The organism is Niveibacterium sp. 24ML (assembly GCF_026586805.1).
Classification (GTDB): domain Bacteria; phylum Pseudomonadota; class Gammaproteobacteria; order Burkholderiales; family Rhodocyclaceae; genus Niveibacterium.
Genome location: NZ_JAPFHA010000004.1, coordinates 78,411 through 94,531, shown reverse-complemented (window position 1 = coordinate 94,531; position 16,121 = coordinate 78,411). Strand labels below are relative to the sequence as shown.

Here is a 16,121-nt window from a genome sequence, read left to right as displayed (position 1 = left end):
AACGCCGAGACACGGAGGGCCGCAGAGAACGACCGAGCAAGGCAACGGCTGCCCGCCTCTGCGGCCCACCGCGCCTTCGCGTCTCTGCGGTAACACGAACCGAAAATGACCCATCAAGCTGTCGCTCCGCCGCACCCTGTCGCCGAACTCTGGCGCGATTTCGCGCGCAACCCCGGCGCCGTGGGCGGCCTCCTTGTCGTGCTCGGGCTGGTGTGCTGCGCCCTGTTCGCCGACTGGCTCGCGCCGCACTCGCCGATCGAGCAGTACCGCGATGCCATCCTCACGCCGCCGGCCTGGGTAGCGGGCGGGCGCGCCGAATTCCTGCTGGGCACCGACCCGGTCGGCCGCGATCTGCTCTCGCGCCTGATCCACGGCACCCGGCTCTCGCTGGGCATCGGGCTGGTTTCGGTCGCGCTCTCGCTGGGGTTCGGCATCCTGCTCGGGCTCGTCGCGGGCTTCTCCCGCGGCTGGGTGGGCACCGCAATCATGCGGCTGATGGACATCCTGCTCGCGCTGCCCTCACTGCTGCTGGCCGTGGCGGTGGTGGCCGTGCTCGGGCCGGGGCTGGCCAACGCGATGTACGCGATTGCGCTGGTGCTGCTGCCGCACTATGTGCGCCTGACCCACGCGGCGGTGGTCAGCGAACGCGACAAGGAGTACGTGCTGGCCTCGCGCATCGCCGGCGCAGGCACGGCGCGACTGATGTTCATCACCGTGCTGCCCAACTGCCTGGCGCCGCTGATCGTGCAGGCCACGCTTGGGTTTTCCACCGCCATCCTCGACGCCGCGGCGCTCGGCTTCCTTGGCCTGGGTGCGCAGCCGCCCTACCCGGAGTGGGGCGCGATGCTGGCCGGGGCAATGGAGTTCATCCAGTCGGCATGGTGGGTGGTTACCTTCCCCGGCATCGCCATCTTCATTGCGGTGCTGGCCTTCAACCTGATGGGAGATGGGTTGCGCGACGCGCTCGACCCGAAACTCAAGCGATGAGCGACGAACGTATCCGCCTGCGCCGCATGGCCATGCACGACGCAGCCGCGGTGGCCGCCCTTTCGGGCGAGCTGGGCTACCCAAGCGAAACCGCACGCATGGTCGCGCGCCTGAACATCGTGCTGGAGCGCGAAGACCACGCCGCCTTCGTGGCCACACGCGGTGAATTCATCCTCGGCTGGGCGCATGCCTTCGTGTGCCACTTCGTCGAGAGCGATGCCTTCGTTGAAATTGGCGGGCTGGTTGTCGGCGAATCGGCGCGCGGGCAGGGGGTCGGCACCAAACTGCTCGAAGCGATTGCCGGCTGGGCGCGTACCCAGGGGGTAGCCGAGCTGCGGGTGCGCTCAAACATCAAGCGGCCGCGCGCACACGCCTTCTATGAAGCGCGCGGTTTTGCCGAAACCAAGGCCCAGCTCGTGTTCGCGCGCAGCCTGCTCGCCCCCGCCGGGAACGAGGCCGACCATGGCGCTGCTTGAAGTCCGCCAACTGCGCGTTGAGTTCGGCGCCCCGGCGCATCCGCTGCATGCGGTCGATGGCCTGGATCTCGATCTGGATGCCGGCGAAGTCCTGGGCCTGGTCGGCGAGTCTGGCTCGGGCAAGAGCGTGGCATCGCTAGCGCTGATGGGCCTGGTCGACCCGCCCGGCCGCGTATCGGCGCAGCGCCTTTCCTTCGATGGCCGCGATCTGCTCAGCATGCGCCCCGCCGCGCGGCGCCAGTTGTTGGGGCGCGATATCGCCATGGTCTTCCAGGACCCGGCCACCAGCCTCAACCCCTGCTTTTCGATCGGCGACCAGATCATCGAAACCCTGGCCGTGCACGAGGGCGGCTCACGCCGCGCGCTGCGCGCACGCGCCCTCGAACTGCTCAAGCAAGTCGAGATTCCCGATGCCGCCGGGCGACTCGACAGCTATCCGCATCAGATCTCGGGCGGCATGAGCCAGCGCGTGATGATCGCCATGGCCATCGCATGCAACCCGCGCCTGCTGATCGCCGACGAACCGACCACCGCCCTCGATGTGACGGTGCAGGCGCAGGTCCTGCAACTCTTGCTGCGCCTGCAGCGCGAACGCGGCATGGCGCTGCTGCTGATCACGCACGATCTCGCCGTCGTCTCGGAGGTCGCGCACCGGGTGGTGGTGATGTACGCCGGCCAGGCCATGGAAACCGGCGCCGTGCCGCAGATCTTCAGCGCGCCGCAGCACCCCTACACCCGCGCCCTGCTCGACGCGCTGCCCGAACACAATCGCGGCCAGGCGCGCCTGCAAAGCCTCGGCGGCGTTGTGCCCGGCCAGTACGATCGCCCGCACGGCTGCCTGCTGGCGCCCCGCTGCCGCTTCGCGGAACCGCTATGCGCCCAGGCGCGGCCCGCCATGCAAGCGCGTGGCAATGGCGCCGTGCGCTGCCACTACCCGCTCGATGGCACCGGCGCATCGCCGGGTCACCCGGGCGTCACGGTCGAGGCCACGCAATGAGTGAAACCCTGTTCGAGGCACGCGATCTGACCCGCCATTACAGCGTGTCGCGTGGGCCGCTGCGCGCCAAGGCGGTGGTGCGCGCGCTCGATGGCGTGAGCTTCGGCGTAATGGCGGGCCGGACCCTCGCCGTGGTGGGGGAGTCGGGCTGCGGCAAGAGCACGCTGGCGCGCCAGATCACGATGCTCGAATCGCCCACCTCGGGCAGCCTCACGCTCGAAGGCATTGCGCTGGCCGACGCATCGAAAACGCAGTTGGCACAGTTGCGGCCCAAGGTGCAGATGGTGTTCCAGAACCCCTACGCCAGCCTCAACCCGCGCAAGCGCATCGGCAGCATGCTTGAAGAGCCGCTGAAGATTCACACCCGGCTCGATGCCACCGAACGCGCGAACAAGGCGCGCGAGATGATGGCGCGCGTCGGCCTGCGGCCCGAGCATTACGACCGCTACCCGCACATGTTCTCGGGTGGGCAGCGTCAGCGCATCGCCATCGCGCGAGCCCTGATGACCGGGCCGCGACTGGTGGTGGCCGACGAGCCGGTCTCAGCGCTGGATGTCTCGATTCAGGCGCAGGTGCTCAATCTCTTGATGGACTTGCAGCGCGACACCGGCGTGGCCTACGTGTTCATCTCGCACAACCTCGCGGTGGTCGAACATATCGCCGACGTCGTGATGGTGATGTACCTGGGGCGAGTGGTGGAGCATGGCCCCACCCGCGCGGTGTTCGAACAGCCGCGCCACCCCTATACCCAGGCCCTGCTTGCCGCCACGCCCAGGCTCGACCCCGCCGCAAGGCAGACACGCGCAATCGCGATTGGCGAGCCGCCCTCGCCGCTGGCACCGCCGCCCGGCTGCGCCTACGCCGGCCGCTGCCCGTTGGCGCAAAGCCTGTGCCACGAGCAGGTGCCCCTGTTGCGCGAGGTCGGCGGCCACCGCGTGGCCTGCCACTTCGCAAGCGATGCCGCCTGAAACGCGGCGGCGCCGGGCGGCGTGCGCGTCAGGCCAGAGTCGCGCCGAAGGCTTCCAGCTCGGCCGCGGTCAGCGGATCGAGCGCGAGGTTCGGCGCTTCTTCGCTGATCCGCGCGGCAAGCTCTTCACGGCTGCCGAACAACACGGTTTCGCCGGGTAGAACACACGCATACAGAACCGGATCCCCGACGCTGACCACGCGCCAGCGTTTGCCCACACGCTGAGGCGTCAGCTGGATCAGGTGGCCGTGCGGATCATCGATCTCGCGAAACGCGGAGATCTGCTCGCCATCGACGACCTGCACGTACAACCCGCCGAGCCCACCGAGCATGGGCTCAGCCATTCCATAGTGGCGACCTGTTGGAAGCAATACGCCGCTGACTGGCATGGTGGTGTCCATGATGACCTCCTTCACGCGCGCCGCAAGGCTTCCGCTGCCAGTTGGCACCGGCGAAGCCGCCCGCGCAAATCAAGTTTATGCGCTGCAACATCGAAGTCCTAGGGGGCAACACCCAAAAGCATGCGCAATATCGCACGCCGCTGTTGTTGCGGCGCAAAAAAAGGGCGGCCATCGGGCCGCCCTTTTGTTTGGGAGTGCGAACGCTTTACTTGCCGACCGCAGCGCGCAATGCCTCAGCCTTGTCGGTGGCTTCCCAGGTGAAGTCCGGTTCGTCGCGGCCGAAGTGGCCGTAGGCGGCGGTCTTGCGATAAATCGGGCGCAGCAGATCAAGCATCTGGATGATGCCTTTCGGGCGCAGGTCGAAATGCTCCTGCACCAGCTTGGCAAGCTGCTCGTCCGGCACCACGCCAGTGCCTTCGGTATAGACAGTCACGTTGATCGGGCGGGCAACCCCGATCGCGTAAGACACCTGCACCTGACACTGGCGCGCCAGGCCTGCCGCAACGATGTTCTTCGCCACATAACGCGCGGCGTAGGCGGCGGAGCGGTCAACCTTGGTCGGATCCTTGCCCGAGAACGCACCGCCCCCATGCGGGCAAGCGCCGCCGTAGGTATCCACGATGATCTTGCGGCCGGTAAGGCCACAGTCGCCCTGCGGGCCACCGATGACGAAACGGCCGGTCGGGTTGACCAGATACTTGGTGTTCTGCAGCAACTCGGCCGGAATCACCGCCTTGATGATGTCCTCGACCACCGCCTCCTTGATCATCTCCAGCGAGATGTCCGGCGAGTGCTGGGTCGACAGCACCACGGTGTCGATCGAGTGCGGCTTGCCGTCAACATAGCGGAAGGTGACCTGGCTCTTGGCGTCCGGACGCAGCCAGGGCAAGCGGCCATCCTTGCGCAGCTCACTCTGGCGCTGCACCAGACGATGCGCGTAGAAGATCGGCGCCGGCATCAGCTGCGGCGTTTCGTCGCAGGCGTAGCCGAACATCAAGCCCTGGTCGCCAGCGCCGGTGTTCAGGTGGTCGTCCGAGGCGTGATCAACACCCTGCGCGATGTCCGGGCTCTGCTTGTCGTAGGCGACCAGCACCGCGCAGCCCTTGTAGTCGATACCGTAATCGGTGTTGTCGTAACCGATGCGCTTGATCGTGTCGCGCGCGACCTGGATGTAATCGACGTTCGCGTGCGTGGTGATCTCACCTGCCAACACCACCAGGCCGGTGTTGCACAGCGTTTCGGCTGCGACGCGCGCGTACTTGTCCTGCTCGAAGATCGCGTCGAGGATCGCGTCGGAGATCTGGTCGGAAACCTTGTCCGGGTGGCCTTCCGAGACAGACTCGGAGGTAAAGAGGAAATCGCTGCTCATGGATTGCTCCAAATGAAAAAACCCCATTGCTGCCGTCGCGGCCGGCTCCGGGGTTTAACGAGCGGGCGACGCTTTAGCAGTATTTTTGATGCCTTGTTCAGACACCGGCCCGCCCTGCAAGTTGTCGGTTTAACTCGGCGGATCGGCTATTATCCCCCCTCCCCAGAAGTCCGGTCAAACCCAGGCCGGGCACCCTCGCCCTGCAATGAACACGCTCTTCCGCCTCTTCGGTCACCTGCCGCTGATCGTGCTGCACTTCATTGGCGCCTGTGTCGGGCTGCTGGTTTGGGCGGTCTCGGCCCGCTACCGTCGCACCCTTGCCGGCAATCTGTCGCAGGCGCTGGGTCGCAACGCGCTGCTGCGCGAATGCCTGGCGAATGCAATCGAGGCCGGAAAAGGCGCCTTCGAAACGGCATGGGTATGGACCCAACCGCAGACCCGGCTGGTGAAAGCCGTGCGTTCCACCAGCGGCTGGGAAGCGATGCTGGCCGCCCATGCCAAGGGCCGTGGCACGCTGTTCGTGACGCCGCATCTGGGCTGCTTCGAGATCTCCGCCCAGTACTTCGCCGCGCAGACCGGGCCGATCACGGTGCTGTTCCGGCCACCACGCAAGAACATCCTCGCGCCGTTGATGCAAGCTGGCCGCAACCGCGGCGCCATGCGTGCGGTGCCCGCCGACGCGGCAGGGGTGCGCCAGTTGCTCAAGGCGCTCAAGTCAGGCGAAGCGATCGGCATCCTGCCCGACCAGGTGCCGCGCGAGGGCGAAGGGCTGTGGGCGCCCTTCTTCGGCCGCCCCGCCTACAGCATGACACTCGCGGCACGCCTCGCCGGCAATGGCGGGTCGAGCGCGTGGATCGCCTTCGCCCGCCGACTCCGCTGGGGCCGGGGCTTCCACCTTCACCTTGAGCCGCTGACGCTGCCCGAAGGCGCGCCAGCCGCCCGCGTTGCGGCGCTGAACAGCGCGCTCGAACGCCAGATCCGGTCCTGCCCCGCGCAGTACATGTGGGGCTACAACCGCTACAAGTGCCCGCCCGGCGTCACCCCACCACCGGCTGACTGAGCCCCGCCAGCACAACCGGCACGGACAGCGGCGCAGCGCCTGCCGCGATGCATTTGCCCGCTGCAACCCGGTCAGCAGACCCCACCGCCTTGCGGCATCAGCCTTTGCGCACTACGGCAGCGCCTGCTACCCTGCTTGGTTCCGCCACCCCCCGGCGGTGATTGCCTGAACGAAGCGACCATGCAGACCGACTACCTTGAACGCATCCTGAACGCCAACGTCTATGACGTGGCCATCGAAACCCCGCTTGAACTGGCACCCAATATTTCGGCGCGCGCGCACAACCGCGTGCTGCTCAAGCGCGAAGACATGCAGCCAGTTTTTTCGTTCAAGTTGCGCGGCGCCTACAACAAGCTCTCTAAGCTCTCGCCCAAGGCGCGCGAGCGTGGCGTGATCTGCGCCTCGGCCGGCAACCACGCGCAGGGCTTGGCGCTGGCGGCCAAGGTGATGGGCGTGCGCGCAGTGATCGTGATGCCGGCCACCACCCCGGCGATCAAAGTGGACGGTGTGCGCTCGCGTGGCGGTGAAGTCGTGCTGCATGGCACTTCCTACGATGAGGCCTACGCCCATGCGCGCGAACTGGAAAAGATGGAGAAGCTCACCTTCGTCCACCCCTTCGACGACCCCGACGTGATCGCCGGCCAGGGCACGATCGGCATGGAGATCCTGCGCCAGCACCCGAAGCCGATCCACGCGGTGTTCTGCTGTGTCGGCGGTGGCGGCCTGATCGCCGGCGTGGCCGCCTACATCAAGCGCCTGCGGCCCGAGACCAAGATCATCGGCGTCGAAGCCGCCGACGCAGACGCGATGACGCAATCGCTCGCCAAGGGCGAACGGGTTCAGCTCGACAGCGTCGGCCTCTTCGCCGACGGGGCCGCAGTGAAACTGGTGGGCGAGGAAACCTTCCGCCTCGCCAAGGAATACGTCGACGAGATGGTGCTGGTCGATACCGATGCGATCTGCGCCGCGATCAAGGACGTTTTCGAAGACACCCGCTCGATCCTGGAGCCAGCAGGCGCCCTGGCGGTGGCGGGTGCAAAAGCCTATGCCGCCAAGCACAAGCTGCACGACAAGACCCTGGTTGCGATCGCATCCGGCGCCAACATGAACTTCGACCGGCTGCGCTTCGTTGCCGAACGCGCCGAAATCGGCGAGCAGCGCGAAGCGGTGCTGGCGGTGACGATCCCCGAAAAGGCCGGCAGCTTCCGCAAATTCTGCAGCCTGCTTGGCAACCGCAACATCACCGAGTTCAACTACCGCTACGGCGACAGCAGCACGGCACATGTGTTCGTTGGCGTGCAGGTGCATTCACGCGCCGAATCCCTGAAGCTCGTCGAGACCCTGCGCCGCCATGAACTGGACACGCTGGACCTGACCGACGACGAGATGGCCAAGCTGCATGTGCGCCACATGGTCGGCGGCCACGCGCCGGCGGCCGACCACGAACGCGTGTTGCGCTTCATCTTCCCCGAGCGGCCTGGCGCGCTGATGACCTTTCTGAACAGCATGCGCTCGGACTGGAACATCTCGCTCTTCCACTACCGCAATCACGGCGCCGACTACGGCCGGGTGCTGGTCGGCATCCAGGTGCCACCGGCCGACGACGCCGAGTTTTCCGCCTTCCTCGCCAAACTCGGCTACGAATACGTCGACGAAACCAACAACCCCGCCTACAAGATGTTCCTCGGATAAGCGCCGTGCTCAAACTCCTGCTGGTGGCCGGCGGCGGCTTTGTCACGAACTTCGCGATCCAGATCGCCGCAGGGGTGCTGATCGTCCGCATGGTCAACGGCCCCGGCGTCCGCTGGCTGGCGCGCAATCGCCTGGCCGGCGCGGTACAGACACTCTCTGCGGTGAGCTTCGCGCTGCTGCTGACCTTCTTCATCCAGATCGCGATCTGGGCCGGCATCTTCCGCGCGCTGCATCAGTTCGACGACATGGAAACCGCGGTCTATCACTCGGCGGTCAACTTCGCCACACTCGGATATGGCGACATTGTCATGGCCGCACCTTGGCGCATCCTCGGCCCGCTTGAAGCGATCTGCGGCAACCTCACGCTGGGCATTGCCGTTGGCGTGCTGGTCAGCGCATTGCGGGTGATACAGGGCAGCGAGCGTTGATGCGAATCAGCCGCGCGAGGGAGTGAGCCACGGATACTCACGCTTCCGCGGCCCCCCCCCCCGCCAGCAAAGACTCACACCATGCAGACCCGCCCGATCGCCCCCGCTGACATCCCCCTGCTGGCGCCCATTTTTGTCGACGTGTTCAACGCAGCGCCCTGGCACGATGGCTGGACGCTCGAGGTCGCCATCGAGCGGCTGGACGTACTCGCCGCCAACCCCAACTTTCGCGGCTTCGCAATCTGGGAAGAATCCACCCCGCTGGGCTTCGTGATGGGCGCGCGCGAACGCTGGAGCGACGGCTGGTTCTTCTTCCTGCGCGAAATGTGCGTGGCCCGCAGCCGCCAGGGCGAAGGCATCGGCCGCCGCCTGATGGAAGCCACCTGCGACGAGCTGCGCGAAGAAGGCATCAGCTCGATCAACCTGCAAACCGGCGCCGCCGCCCCCGCCCACCAGTTCTACGCCAAGCTCGGCTTCAGCGAAATGCCGCTGATCACCATGGGCCGCCTGCTCAATCCCTGACTGAAGCGCCGCGTCCTGCCTCAGAAAGTCAGCCTGAAGCAGGCGCCTTCCCCGGGTCTGCGCGTGTAGCGGACGGTGCCCCCCATGCCGTGGACGATGCAGCGAACCAGCGCGAGGCCGACACCAAGCCCCTTGGGCTTGGTGGTGAAGAACGGGGTAAAGATCGCCCCTTCGAGCCCGGCCTCGACACCGGGGCCGTTGTCCATCACCTCGATCGCAAGGCGCCCGCCCCGAAGCAGACGGGCGCTCACCTCCAGCACCGGTGAAGGCAACTGCGCGGTGGCATCGGCGGCATTGCGGATCAGGTTCAGCAATGCTTGCTCAAGCTGGCCGGCGTCTGCCATCAACTCGACCGAATCGTTTGCGGTGGCAAAGCGCACCACGCCACCACGCGCGCGCCACTCCGGCGCCACCAGTTGCTCGACACGCGTCAACAAGACCGCAACCCGAACCGGCGCCAGAGAGGGTGGCGGCAAGCGGCTCAGGCTCCGATAGCTCGACACGAAATCCACCAGATGTGCCGCCCGCCGCGCGATGGCTTCGAGCGCGGTATCCAGCTCGCGCAGCGCATCGCTGCCGGACTCGGCCAACATCTCCTGCGCGGTGCGCGAGAGCGACGCGATCGGCGTGAGCGAATTCATGATCTCGTGCGTCAGCACATGCACCAGCTGTCGCCAGGCTTCGAGCATCTCGGCTTCGAGTTCCGACTCGATCGGCATCAGCGCCAGCAGTTGCTGCGCGCGCCCCGCGATCACCAACTCGCTGCGCGCCATCACCGCGCGCTCGACCCCGCGTTCGCTCTCGAAACTGAGCAGGCTGCGCGAGGCCCCCGTCGCCTTGCGCAAGGCCTTCTCCAGAGCCGGATCGGATGCCGCGCGGCCCGGCGCCATCAGCCTGCGCGCTGCCGCATTGATCGGGTTGAGCGTATCGCCCTCGCGCTGCCATAGCGCCACCGGCGCGTATTCAAGCCAGCTCTCGAAGGCCAGCAACTGTTGTTGCATCGCGGCGGCGTCGCCGATCGGCGGAGATTCCTGCGGGCGTGTCCACTCGAAGCGCAAGCGCGCAAGCGCCCGGCCCCCCAGCCCAAGGGCCGCCAGCGCGGCCAGCGCGCACAACACCAGCACCCGCGGTGCCCCAAGCTGATGACTCGCGAGCACCGCGCTCGCCACCAACACCAGCGTCGCAAACACCACCCTCACGCGCAGCCAGCGCGTGGCACGGCAGGCATCCCGCGCGTGCCGCTCAGAGGCCATATTTTTCGAGCTTCCGGTACAGCGCCGGCCGGCTCACACCGAGCAGGCGCGCCGCCTCGCTGATGTTGCCGTCGGCCTGGCGCATCGCACTTGCGATGGCATCGCGCTCCCGGTCGGCAAGCTGCAGCGGCGCATCGCTGCGCAGCGCCTGAACAGGCGCCGCCACGCCGATCGAAAAGTCGGCAGCCTCGTACTGCATGCCGCAAGCGAGGATCACTGCCCGCTCGCAGCTATGGCGCAGGTCGCGCACATTGCCGGGCCAGGAAGAGGCCTGCAGCGCCTGCTGCGCATCGGGCGAGATCGCGCGCAAGTCCTTGCCGTACTTCCGTGCATAGTGCGCCAGGTAGTGCTGCGCAAGCGGCAGGATGTCTTCGCGACGCTCACGCAGTGGCGGTACGCGCAGCACGATGGTGTTGATGCGGTAGAGCAGGTCGGCACGGAACACCTGCGGATCGAACAAGCGCGCTTCGTCCAGGTTGGTGGCGCTGACGATGCGCACATCCACCGGCTCGGCGCGGTCGGCCCCCAGCGGCGTCACTTCACGCCGCTCCAGCACCGTCAGCAACTTCGCCTGGCTGGCGAGCGAGAGATTGCCGATCTCGTCAAGGAAGAGCGTGCCGCTGCGTGCACTCTGGAAACGGCCCGGGCGATCCTGCCGCGCGTCGGTGAAGCTGCCGCGGCGGTGGCCGAACAGTTCGCTCTCGAAAGTCGATTCCGGCAAGGCGCCCATGTCCACCGGCAGGAAGGGGCCATCGCTGCGACGCGATGCGGCGTGGATCGCGCGGGCGACGAGTTCCTTGCCGACGCCGTTCTCGCCGAGGATCAGCACGTTCGCTTCGGTCGGCGCGACGCTTGCGATCATCGCGCGCAGCGACTGCATCGCTGGCGCGCTGCCGAGCAACATGTCGGCCGGCGCCGCCGCGTCGGATGGCCGCTGGGCCAGCGCTGCGGCAACCGTCGCGCACAGCTTGGCGTTGTCCCAGGGCTTGGGGATGAAGTCAAAGGCGCCGCGCTTGACCGCATCCACCGCGAGCGAAACTTCTGCGTAAGCGGTCAGCACGATCACCGGCGGCGCATCGGAACGCGAAACGATCTGGCTCAAAAGGCGCAGGCCCTCCTCGCCATTGGTACGCCCCGGCGTGAAATTCATGTCCAGCAGCACCACGGCCGGCCGCGTGCGATCGAGTTCAGCAAGCAGGCGGCGCAGATCCGTCAGCACGATCACTTCGCCGAACTTGCGCTGCAGCATCAGCCGCGCGGCAAAGCCGACATCGGGGTCGTCGTCGAGGATCAGGATGGGCGCGTTGCGCATGGCCGGTCGCGTGGGGGATCAGGCCCCGACACTAGCAGCAGCGCTCGGCGCGGCGCAAACACCTGTCCGCTTCCGTACACCGGCAGGTGTCCGCGCGCGGACAGCGGACACCCGCGGCAACGCCACCGACCCCCGCGCAAGCCTTGTACGGCCTTGTTCTCATGCCTTGGCACAGGGTTTGCGGTACGGAGCATGACAAGGCCCACCGCACAGCATGAACGCACCCGATCCGATCCGCACTGAAGAGAATCCCCACACCGGCGCCAGCATGGACCGCGTGCTGCCGCGCTCGCGCAGCCGGCGCTGGATCAAGCCCGCCCTCGCCACGCTTGCCGCACTCTTGCTGGTGACGATTGGCTGGCAGGCTATTCCGCGCGGGCTCGCGGTGAGGGCGAGCGAGCTCGACATCGCACCGGTCACCGCGGGCCAGTTCCGCGATGAGCTCTTGCTGCGCGCCACCGCCGCCCCCTACGAATCGGTGATGCTGGATGCCGCCGAAGGTGGCCGCGTCGAGGCGGTGGAGGTGCGCGACGGCGCGATGCTGAAAAAGGGCGAGCTGATGTTCCAGCTCTCCAACCCGCAGCGGCAGCAGGAGGTGCTGGCGCGCGCATCGGACGTTGCGCAGCAGGTCGCCAACGTATCGACCTTGCGTGCCGCGCTGGCGATGGGCCGCTCCGAACACCGCCGCCGCATCGCCGATCTCGAATACCAGACCGAACGCACCCGCCGCACTCACGCGCGCAACGCGCAGCTTGCGCAGCAAGGCTTCCTCTCGCCGGCCGCGTTTGAAGAGTCGCGCGACACGCTCGCGCTGCAGCAACGCCTGCTCGACGAAGCGCGCGCCGACGCCGCCACCGAAGACGCCACACGCCTCACCGCAATCGCCGAAATGGATCGCGCCGTTGGCGGCCTGAATGCGGGCCTCAAACTGGTTCGTGCCACCGCCGATGCCCTGGCGGTGCGGGCACCGAGCGACGGCCGCCTGACCGACTTCCACCTGATCGTCGGCACCTCGGTGAAGCCCGGCGAGCGCCTCGGCCGCATCGACACGCCAGACCGCTTCAAACTGCTCGCGCAGGTCGACGAGTACTACCTCGCGCGCTGCGCACCCGGCATCGCCGGCACAGCCGAAATCGGCGGCCAGCCGGTCGAGGTGAAGCTCACGCGCGTGAACCCGCAGATCAAGGAGCGCCGCTTCGACATCGAGATCGAGTTCAAGACCGCCGCATCACCCAAGGGCCTGCAGCCGGGCCTGACGGTGGACACCCGGCTGGTACTCGGCCAGCCCGCTGCCGCCCTGCTGCTGCCGGACGGCAGCTACTACGCCGACAGCGGCGGCGCCTGGGTCTTCGTCGTCACCCCGGATGGCCGCGCTGCCGAGCGCCGCACCGTGCGGCTTGGCCGTCGCGCAGCCGGGCAGGTGGAGGTGCTCGGCGGCCTCGCACGCGGCGAGCGCGTGATTGTTTCCAGCTACCAGGGCTTCGGTGATTCACGCCGGCTGCGCCTGGATTCATGATTCCCCCCGATAACACCAACGCAAGGGCTCACCCGCCATGCTCAAACTCTCAGGCGTCAGCAAACTGCATCGCACCGGCGACATCGAAACGACCGCGCTCGACACCATCGATCTGGAAATCGAAAGCGGCGAATACCTCGCGGTGACCGGGCCTTCGGGCTGCGGCAAATCCACGCTGCTGGGCATCCTCGGCCTGCTTGATGTGCCCAGCGCCGGGCAGTACCTGTTCGACGGCACCGATGTCAGCGGCTGGAGCGAGAGCCGGCTCGCCCAGATGCGGCGCGGCCGCATCGGCTTCATCTTCCAGAGCTTCAACCTGCTGGACGACCTGACCGTGGCGGAGAACGTCGCCCTCGCACTCGAATACGGCGACGTGCCGGCACGCCAGCGCAAACCGCGCGCCGAAGAAGCGATGAGCAAGCTCGGCATCGCCCACCGCGCCGGGCACCGCCCCTCGCAACTCTCGGGCGGGCAGCAGCAACGCGTGGCGATTGCCCGCGCGCTGGTCAGCCGGCCGCGCGTGCTGCTCGCCGACGAACCGACCGGCAACCTTGACAGCGCACACGGCAACGAGGTGATGCGCATCCTGCGCGAGATCAACCGCGAAGGCACCACGCTGGTCATGGTCACCCACTCGCCGAGTCACGCCGCGCAAGCCTCGCGCACGCTGCGCCTGCTCGACGGCCGCATCCTCGTCGACGCCATCGCCGCGTAAGGAGAGCGCCGTGCACTTCAAGGATCTGCGCATCGGGCTGCGCCAACTGGCGGCCGACCCCGGCTACACCGCGGTGGTCGTGTTCGGGCTGGCGCTCGCAGCGGCGACGACGCTGTTGCTGCTGGCTTACCTGGACACCGTGTTGTTGAGTGACCGCGACGTGCCGGGTGCACAACGCGTGCTGCGGCTGGAATCGAAGACCAACACGCCTGGCGCTGACAAGGGCTGGATCGATGGCGGCGCGATGGCCTTTCACGATCACTGGAAGGAAAGCGGCGCGCGGGTTGAGGCATCGAGCCGCTACTTCACGCGCGAGATGTCGTTGCGTGTGGGGCAACGCATGGCCTTCGAGCGGATCAGTTTTGTCGACGCGGGGCTGGTAGATGTGTTCGGGCTCAAGCCGCTCGCGGGCGATCTGCGCGCGACACTCGAAAAGCCCGACGCCCTGGCGCTCAGCGCCCGCACTGCCGAACGCCTGTTCGGCCGCACGCCGGCGCTGGGCAAGACGATCACGCTCGCCGGCCGCAGCTTCACAGTGGGTGCGATCGTGCGCGACCGCGGCGCCGGCAGCGCACTGAAGACTGCGGTGCTGGTGAGCATTCTTTCGCCCGCAATGCCTGAACCCTTTCGGCTCAAGGAATGGGCTTCCTTGCGTGGCACGATCTTCGTGCGGCTCCAACGCAGCGCCACGTTCAGCGGCTTCAACGAGCAGGTGAACCGCTACTTCGAGCAAACACCGTTCTACCGCGAAGCCTTCCCGAGCTACGGCAAGATCGGTGAGTACCGCGGCACGCCGCTGCCCGACCTGCCGCTGGCCGGTGCCGAAACCGACTCGACGCGGCGCCTGGTGGCCGGGCTGTCTTTGTCCTGCCTCGTCATCTCACTGCTCGCCGCGATCAACTTCCTCAATCTTTCGGTCGTCCGCACGATCGGCCGGCAGCGCGAAATTGGTATCCGCAAGGCGCTAGGCGCCAGCCCCGCGCACATCGCGCTGCAATTCATCGGCGAAGCCATGCTGGTGGCCTTGCTCGCATGCGGCACGGGTTTCCTGCTTGCGTGGCTCGCGGCACCGATGGTGGGCGACTGGGTCGGTCTGCCAATTGCCGATTCGCTGTGGTCGCCCGCGCGCTGCGGCCTCGCCCTTGCGTTCGGGCTCGCGCTGGGCGCCTTGGCGGGTGCGTACCCGGCCTGGGTGGCGCTGCGCGTGGACTGCGCGCAATCGCTCGCGGGGCGCGGCCACACCGAAACCCTCGCTGGCCAGTGGCTGCGCCGCGGCCTGAGCTTGCTGCAGTTCGGCACCGCGATTGCGATGATCGGTTTTACCGTGACGGTGCTGTGGCAAACGCGTCACGCGCAGGGCGCGCACCCCGGTTACGAAACGGCGCCACTGCTGATTATCGACGCGCCGGCAGACATGCGAGATGAGCGCCTGCTCGCGCTGCGTGAGGCCATCAGTCATCTTCCTGGTGTCGATGCTGCGGGGCTCGCTTGGGATGTGCCCGGCCGCTTCAATCGCAACACCACGGCCGATCTGCAGGGGCAGAAAGGTGAAACCGTCTTGCAGGCATTCAGCTACGTCGGCCCGGACTTCTTCCAGTCTTACGGCGTGCGCCCGATCGCCGGCCGCGTGTTCGACGCGAAGGACGACCCGCAGGATTACGATGACCGCATCGTCATCAACGCCAGCTCAAGCCGCCAGCTCGGTTTCGCCACCCCCGCCGCTGCCGCGGGGCAGTTCGTGCGCATGGGCCGGCACAGCGTCGAGATCATCGGCGTGATCCCCGACATCCGCCAGCGCAGCCTGCGCGATGCCGCGAGCGGCGTGGTGTACTCGGTTGCTTCGGCAAGGATGGTGTCGGTGATGTCCATTCGCACGCGGGATCCTGCCGCAACACGGTTGGCGATCCAGCAGATGTGGCCACGTTACTTCCCGGATGACGTGCTGCGCATAGAGCCGGTGCGCACCCACCTCGCGCGCCTTTACGACAGCGACCTGCGCCTGGGCAAGCTGATCGGCGCCGGCGGCATCATCGCGCTGGCGCTCGCCGGCTTCGGGCTCTACGCGCTATCGGCCTACACGGTGCGGCGACGCACGGCGGAAATCGTGCTGCGCAAGCTGCACGGCGCGCGCCGTCGAGACATCGCCCGCCTGCTCGCGCGCGAACTGGGCGCAGCGCTGTTCGCCGGCGCAGTGCTTGGCTTGCCGGTGGCCGCATGGCTGGGTGAGCAGTACCTCGCCGAGTTCGTTGATCGGGCGCCGATCGGATTCTGGGCGCTGGCGATTTCCCTGCTGGTGACGACATTGATGGCGCTTCTCGCGGCGACGCGGCACACGGCGCGCGCAATGGCGATCTCGCCGGCGCACGCGCTACGCGCCTAGCGATACGTGCGAACCTGCCGTGCATGACGCCGCGATGTTCTGTATT

The 16,121-nt window shown here is 67.3% G+C and carries 15 protein-coding genes; 11 read left to right on the top strand and 4 right to left on the bottom strand.

Going from position 1 to position 16,121, the window contains the following annotated elements:
* Positions 1-105: 105 nt before the first annotated feature.
* Genes OPU71_RS04835 through OPU71_RS04820 form a run of 4 tightly spaced genes read left to right on the top strand, consistent with a single transcriptional unit; the run spans position 106 to position 3,428 of the window.
* The gene (locus tag OPU71_RS04835; RefSeq protein WP_267725575.1) at positions 106-987 is read left to right on the top strand and encodes an ABC transporter permease subunit; all 882 of its coding nucleotides are present in this window, start codon (positions 106-108) and stop codon (positions 985-987) included.
* Complete coding sequence (locus OPU71_RS04830; protein WP_267725572.1) at positions 984-1,463, top strand: GNAT family N-acetyltransferase; 480 nt, start codon at positions 984-986, stop codon at positions 1,461-1,463. Before OPU71_RS04835 ends, OPU71_RS04830 begins: the two co-directional genes overlap by 4 nt.
* Positions 1,450-2,460 (top strand): oligopeptide/dipeptide ABC transporter ATP-binding protein, encoded by a 1,011-nt coding sequence (locus tag OPU71_RS04825; protein ID WP_267725569.1) that lies wholly within the window; start codon positions 1,450-1,452, stop codon positions 2,458-2,460. Before OPU71_RS04830 ends, OPU71_RS04825 begins: the two co-directional genes overlap by 14 nt.
* Complete coding sequence (locus OPU71_RS04820; RefSeq protein WP_267725567.1) at positions 2,457-3,428, top strand: dipeptide ABC transporter ATP-binding protein; 972 nt, start codon at positions 2,457-2,459, stop codon at positions 3,426-3,428. Before OPU71_RS04825 ends, OPU71_RS04820 begins: the two co-directional genes overlap by 4 nt.
* Before the next feature lie 28 nt (positions 3,429-3,456).
* On the opposite strand, the gene OPU71_RS04815 is transcribed toward OPU71_RS04820, so the two are convergent.
* Positions 3,457-3,828: a hypothetical protein gene (locus OPU71_RS04815; RefSeq protein ID WP_267725564.1), complete on the bottom strand. Its 372-nt coding sequence runs from the start codon at positions 3,826-3,828 to the stop codon at positions 3,457-3,459.
* Positions 3,829-4,033: 205 nt separating this feature from the next.
* Positions 4,034-5,197 (bottom strand): methionine adenosyltransferase, encoded by a 1,164-nt coding sequence (gene metK / locus OPU71_RS04810; RefSeq protein WP_267725561.1) that lies wholly within the window; start codon positions 5,195-5,197, stop codon positions 4,034-4,036.
* Between the two features lie 205 nt (positions 5,198-5,402).
* On the opposite strand from metK, the gene OPU71_RS04805 reads away from it, so the two are divergent.
* The 4 genes from OPU71_RS04805 (at position 5,403) to OPU71_RS04790 (ending at position 8,899) form a co-directional block, all read left to right on the top strand.
* Positions 5,403-6,257 (top strand): lysophospholipid acyltransferase family protein, encoded by an 855-nt coding sequence (locus tag OPU71_RS04805; RefSeq protein ID WP_267725558.1) that lies wholly within the window; start codon positions 5,403-5,405, stop codon positions 6,255-6,257.
* 180 nt (positions 6,258-6,437) lie between these two features.
* The gene (gene ilvA / locus OPU71_RS04800; protein WP_267725555.1) at positions 6,438-7,949 is read left to right on the top strand and encodes a threonine ammonia-lyase, biosynthetic; all 1,512 of its coding nucleotides are present in this window, start codon (positions 6,438-6,440) and stop codon (positions 7,947-7,949) included.
* A 5-nt stretch (positions 7,950-7,954) separates the two neighbouring features.
* Positions 7,955-8,377: an ion channel gene (locus OPU71_RS04795; protein ID WP_267725551.1), complete on the top strand. Its 423-nt coding sequence runs from the start codon at positions 7,955-7,957 to the stop codon at positions 8,375-8,377.
* A gap of 81 nt (positions 8,378-8,458) precedes the next feature.
* Positions 8,459-8,899 (top strand): GNAT family N-acetyltransferase, encoded by a 441-nt coding sequence (locus tag OPU71_RS04790; protein ID WP_267725548.1) that lies wholly within the window; start codon positions 8,459-8,461, stop codon positions 8,897-8,899.
* Positions 8,900-8,919: 20 nt separating this feature from the next.
* On the opposite strand, the gene OPU71_RS04785 is transcribed toward OPU71_RS04790, so the two are convergent.
* On the bottom strand, positions 8,920-10,152 hold the full coding sequence (locus OPU71_RS04785; RefSeq protein WP_267725544.1) for a sensor histidine kinase: 1,233 nt from the start codon (positions 10,150-10,152) through the stop codon (positions 8,920-8,922).
* Positions 10,142-11,464, bottom strand: coding sequence for a sigma-54-dependent transcriptional regulator (locus OPU71_RS04780; RefSeq protein ID WP_267725541.1), 1,323 nt, complete (start codon positions 11,462-11,464; stop codon positions 10,142-10,144). The genes OPU71_RS04785 and OPU71_RS04780 overlap by 11 nt, the downstream gene beginning before the upstream one ends.
* A 214-nt stretch (positions 11,465-11,678) precedes the next feature.
* Between OPU71_RS04780 and OPU71_RS04775 the strand changes: the two genes are divergently transcribed.
* The 3 genes from OPU71_RS04775 to OPU71_RS04765 are packed head-to-tail and all read left to right on the top strand — an operon-like array spanning position 11,679 to position 16,075.
* Positions 11,679-12,980 carry an efflux RND transporter periplasmic adaptor subunit gene (locus OPU71_RS04775; protein ID WP_267725539.1) on the top strand — a complete coding sequence of 434 codons (1,302 nt, stop codon included), beginning with the start codon at positions 11,679-11,681 and terminating at the stop codon, positions 12,978-12,980.
* Between the two features lie 37 nt (positions 12,981-13,017).
* Positions 13,018-13,695, top strand: coding sequence for an ABC transporter ATP-binding protein (locus OPU71_RS04770; RefSeq protein WP_267725537.1), 678 nt, complete (start codon positions 13,018-13,020; stop codon positions 13,693-13,695).
* A gap of 10 nt (positions 13,696-13,705) precedes the next feature.
* Positions 13,706-16,075, top strand: coding sequence for an ABC transporter permease (locus OPU71_RS04765; protein WP_267725535.1), 2,370 nt, complete (start codon positions 13,706-13,708; stop codon positions 16,073-16,075).
* The last annotated feature ends 46 nt before the right edge of the window (positions 16,076-16,121 follow it).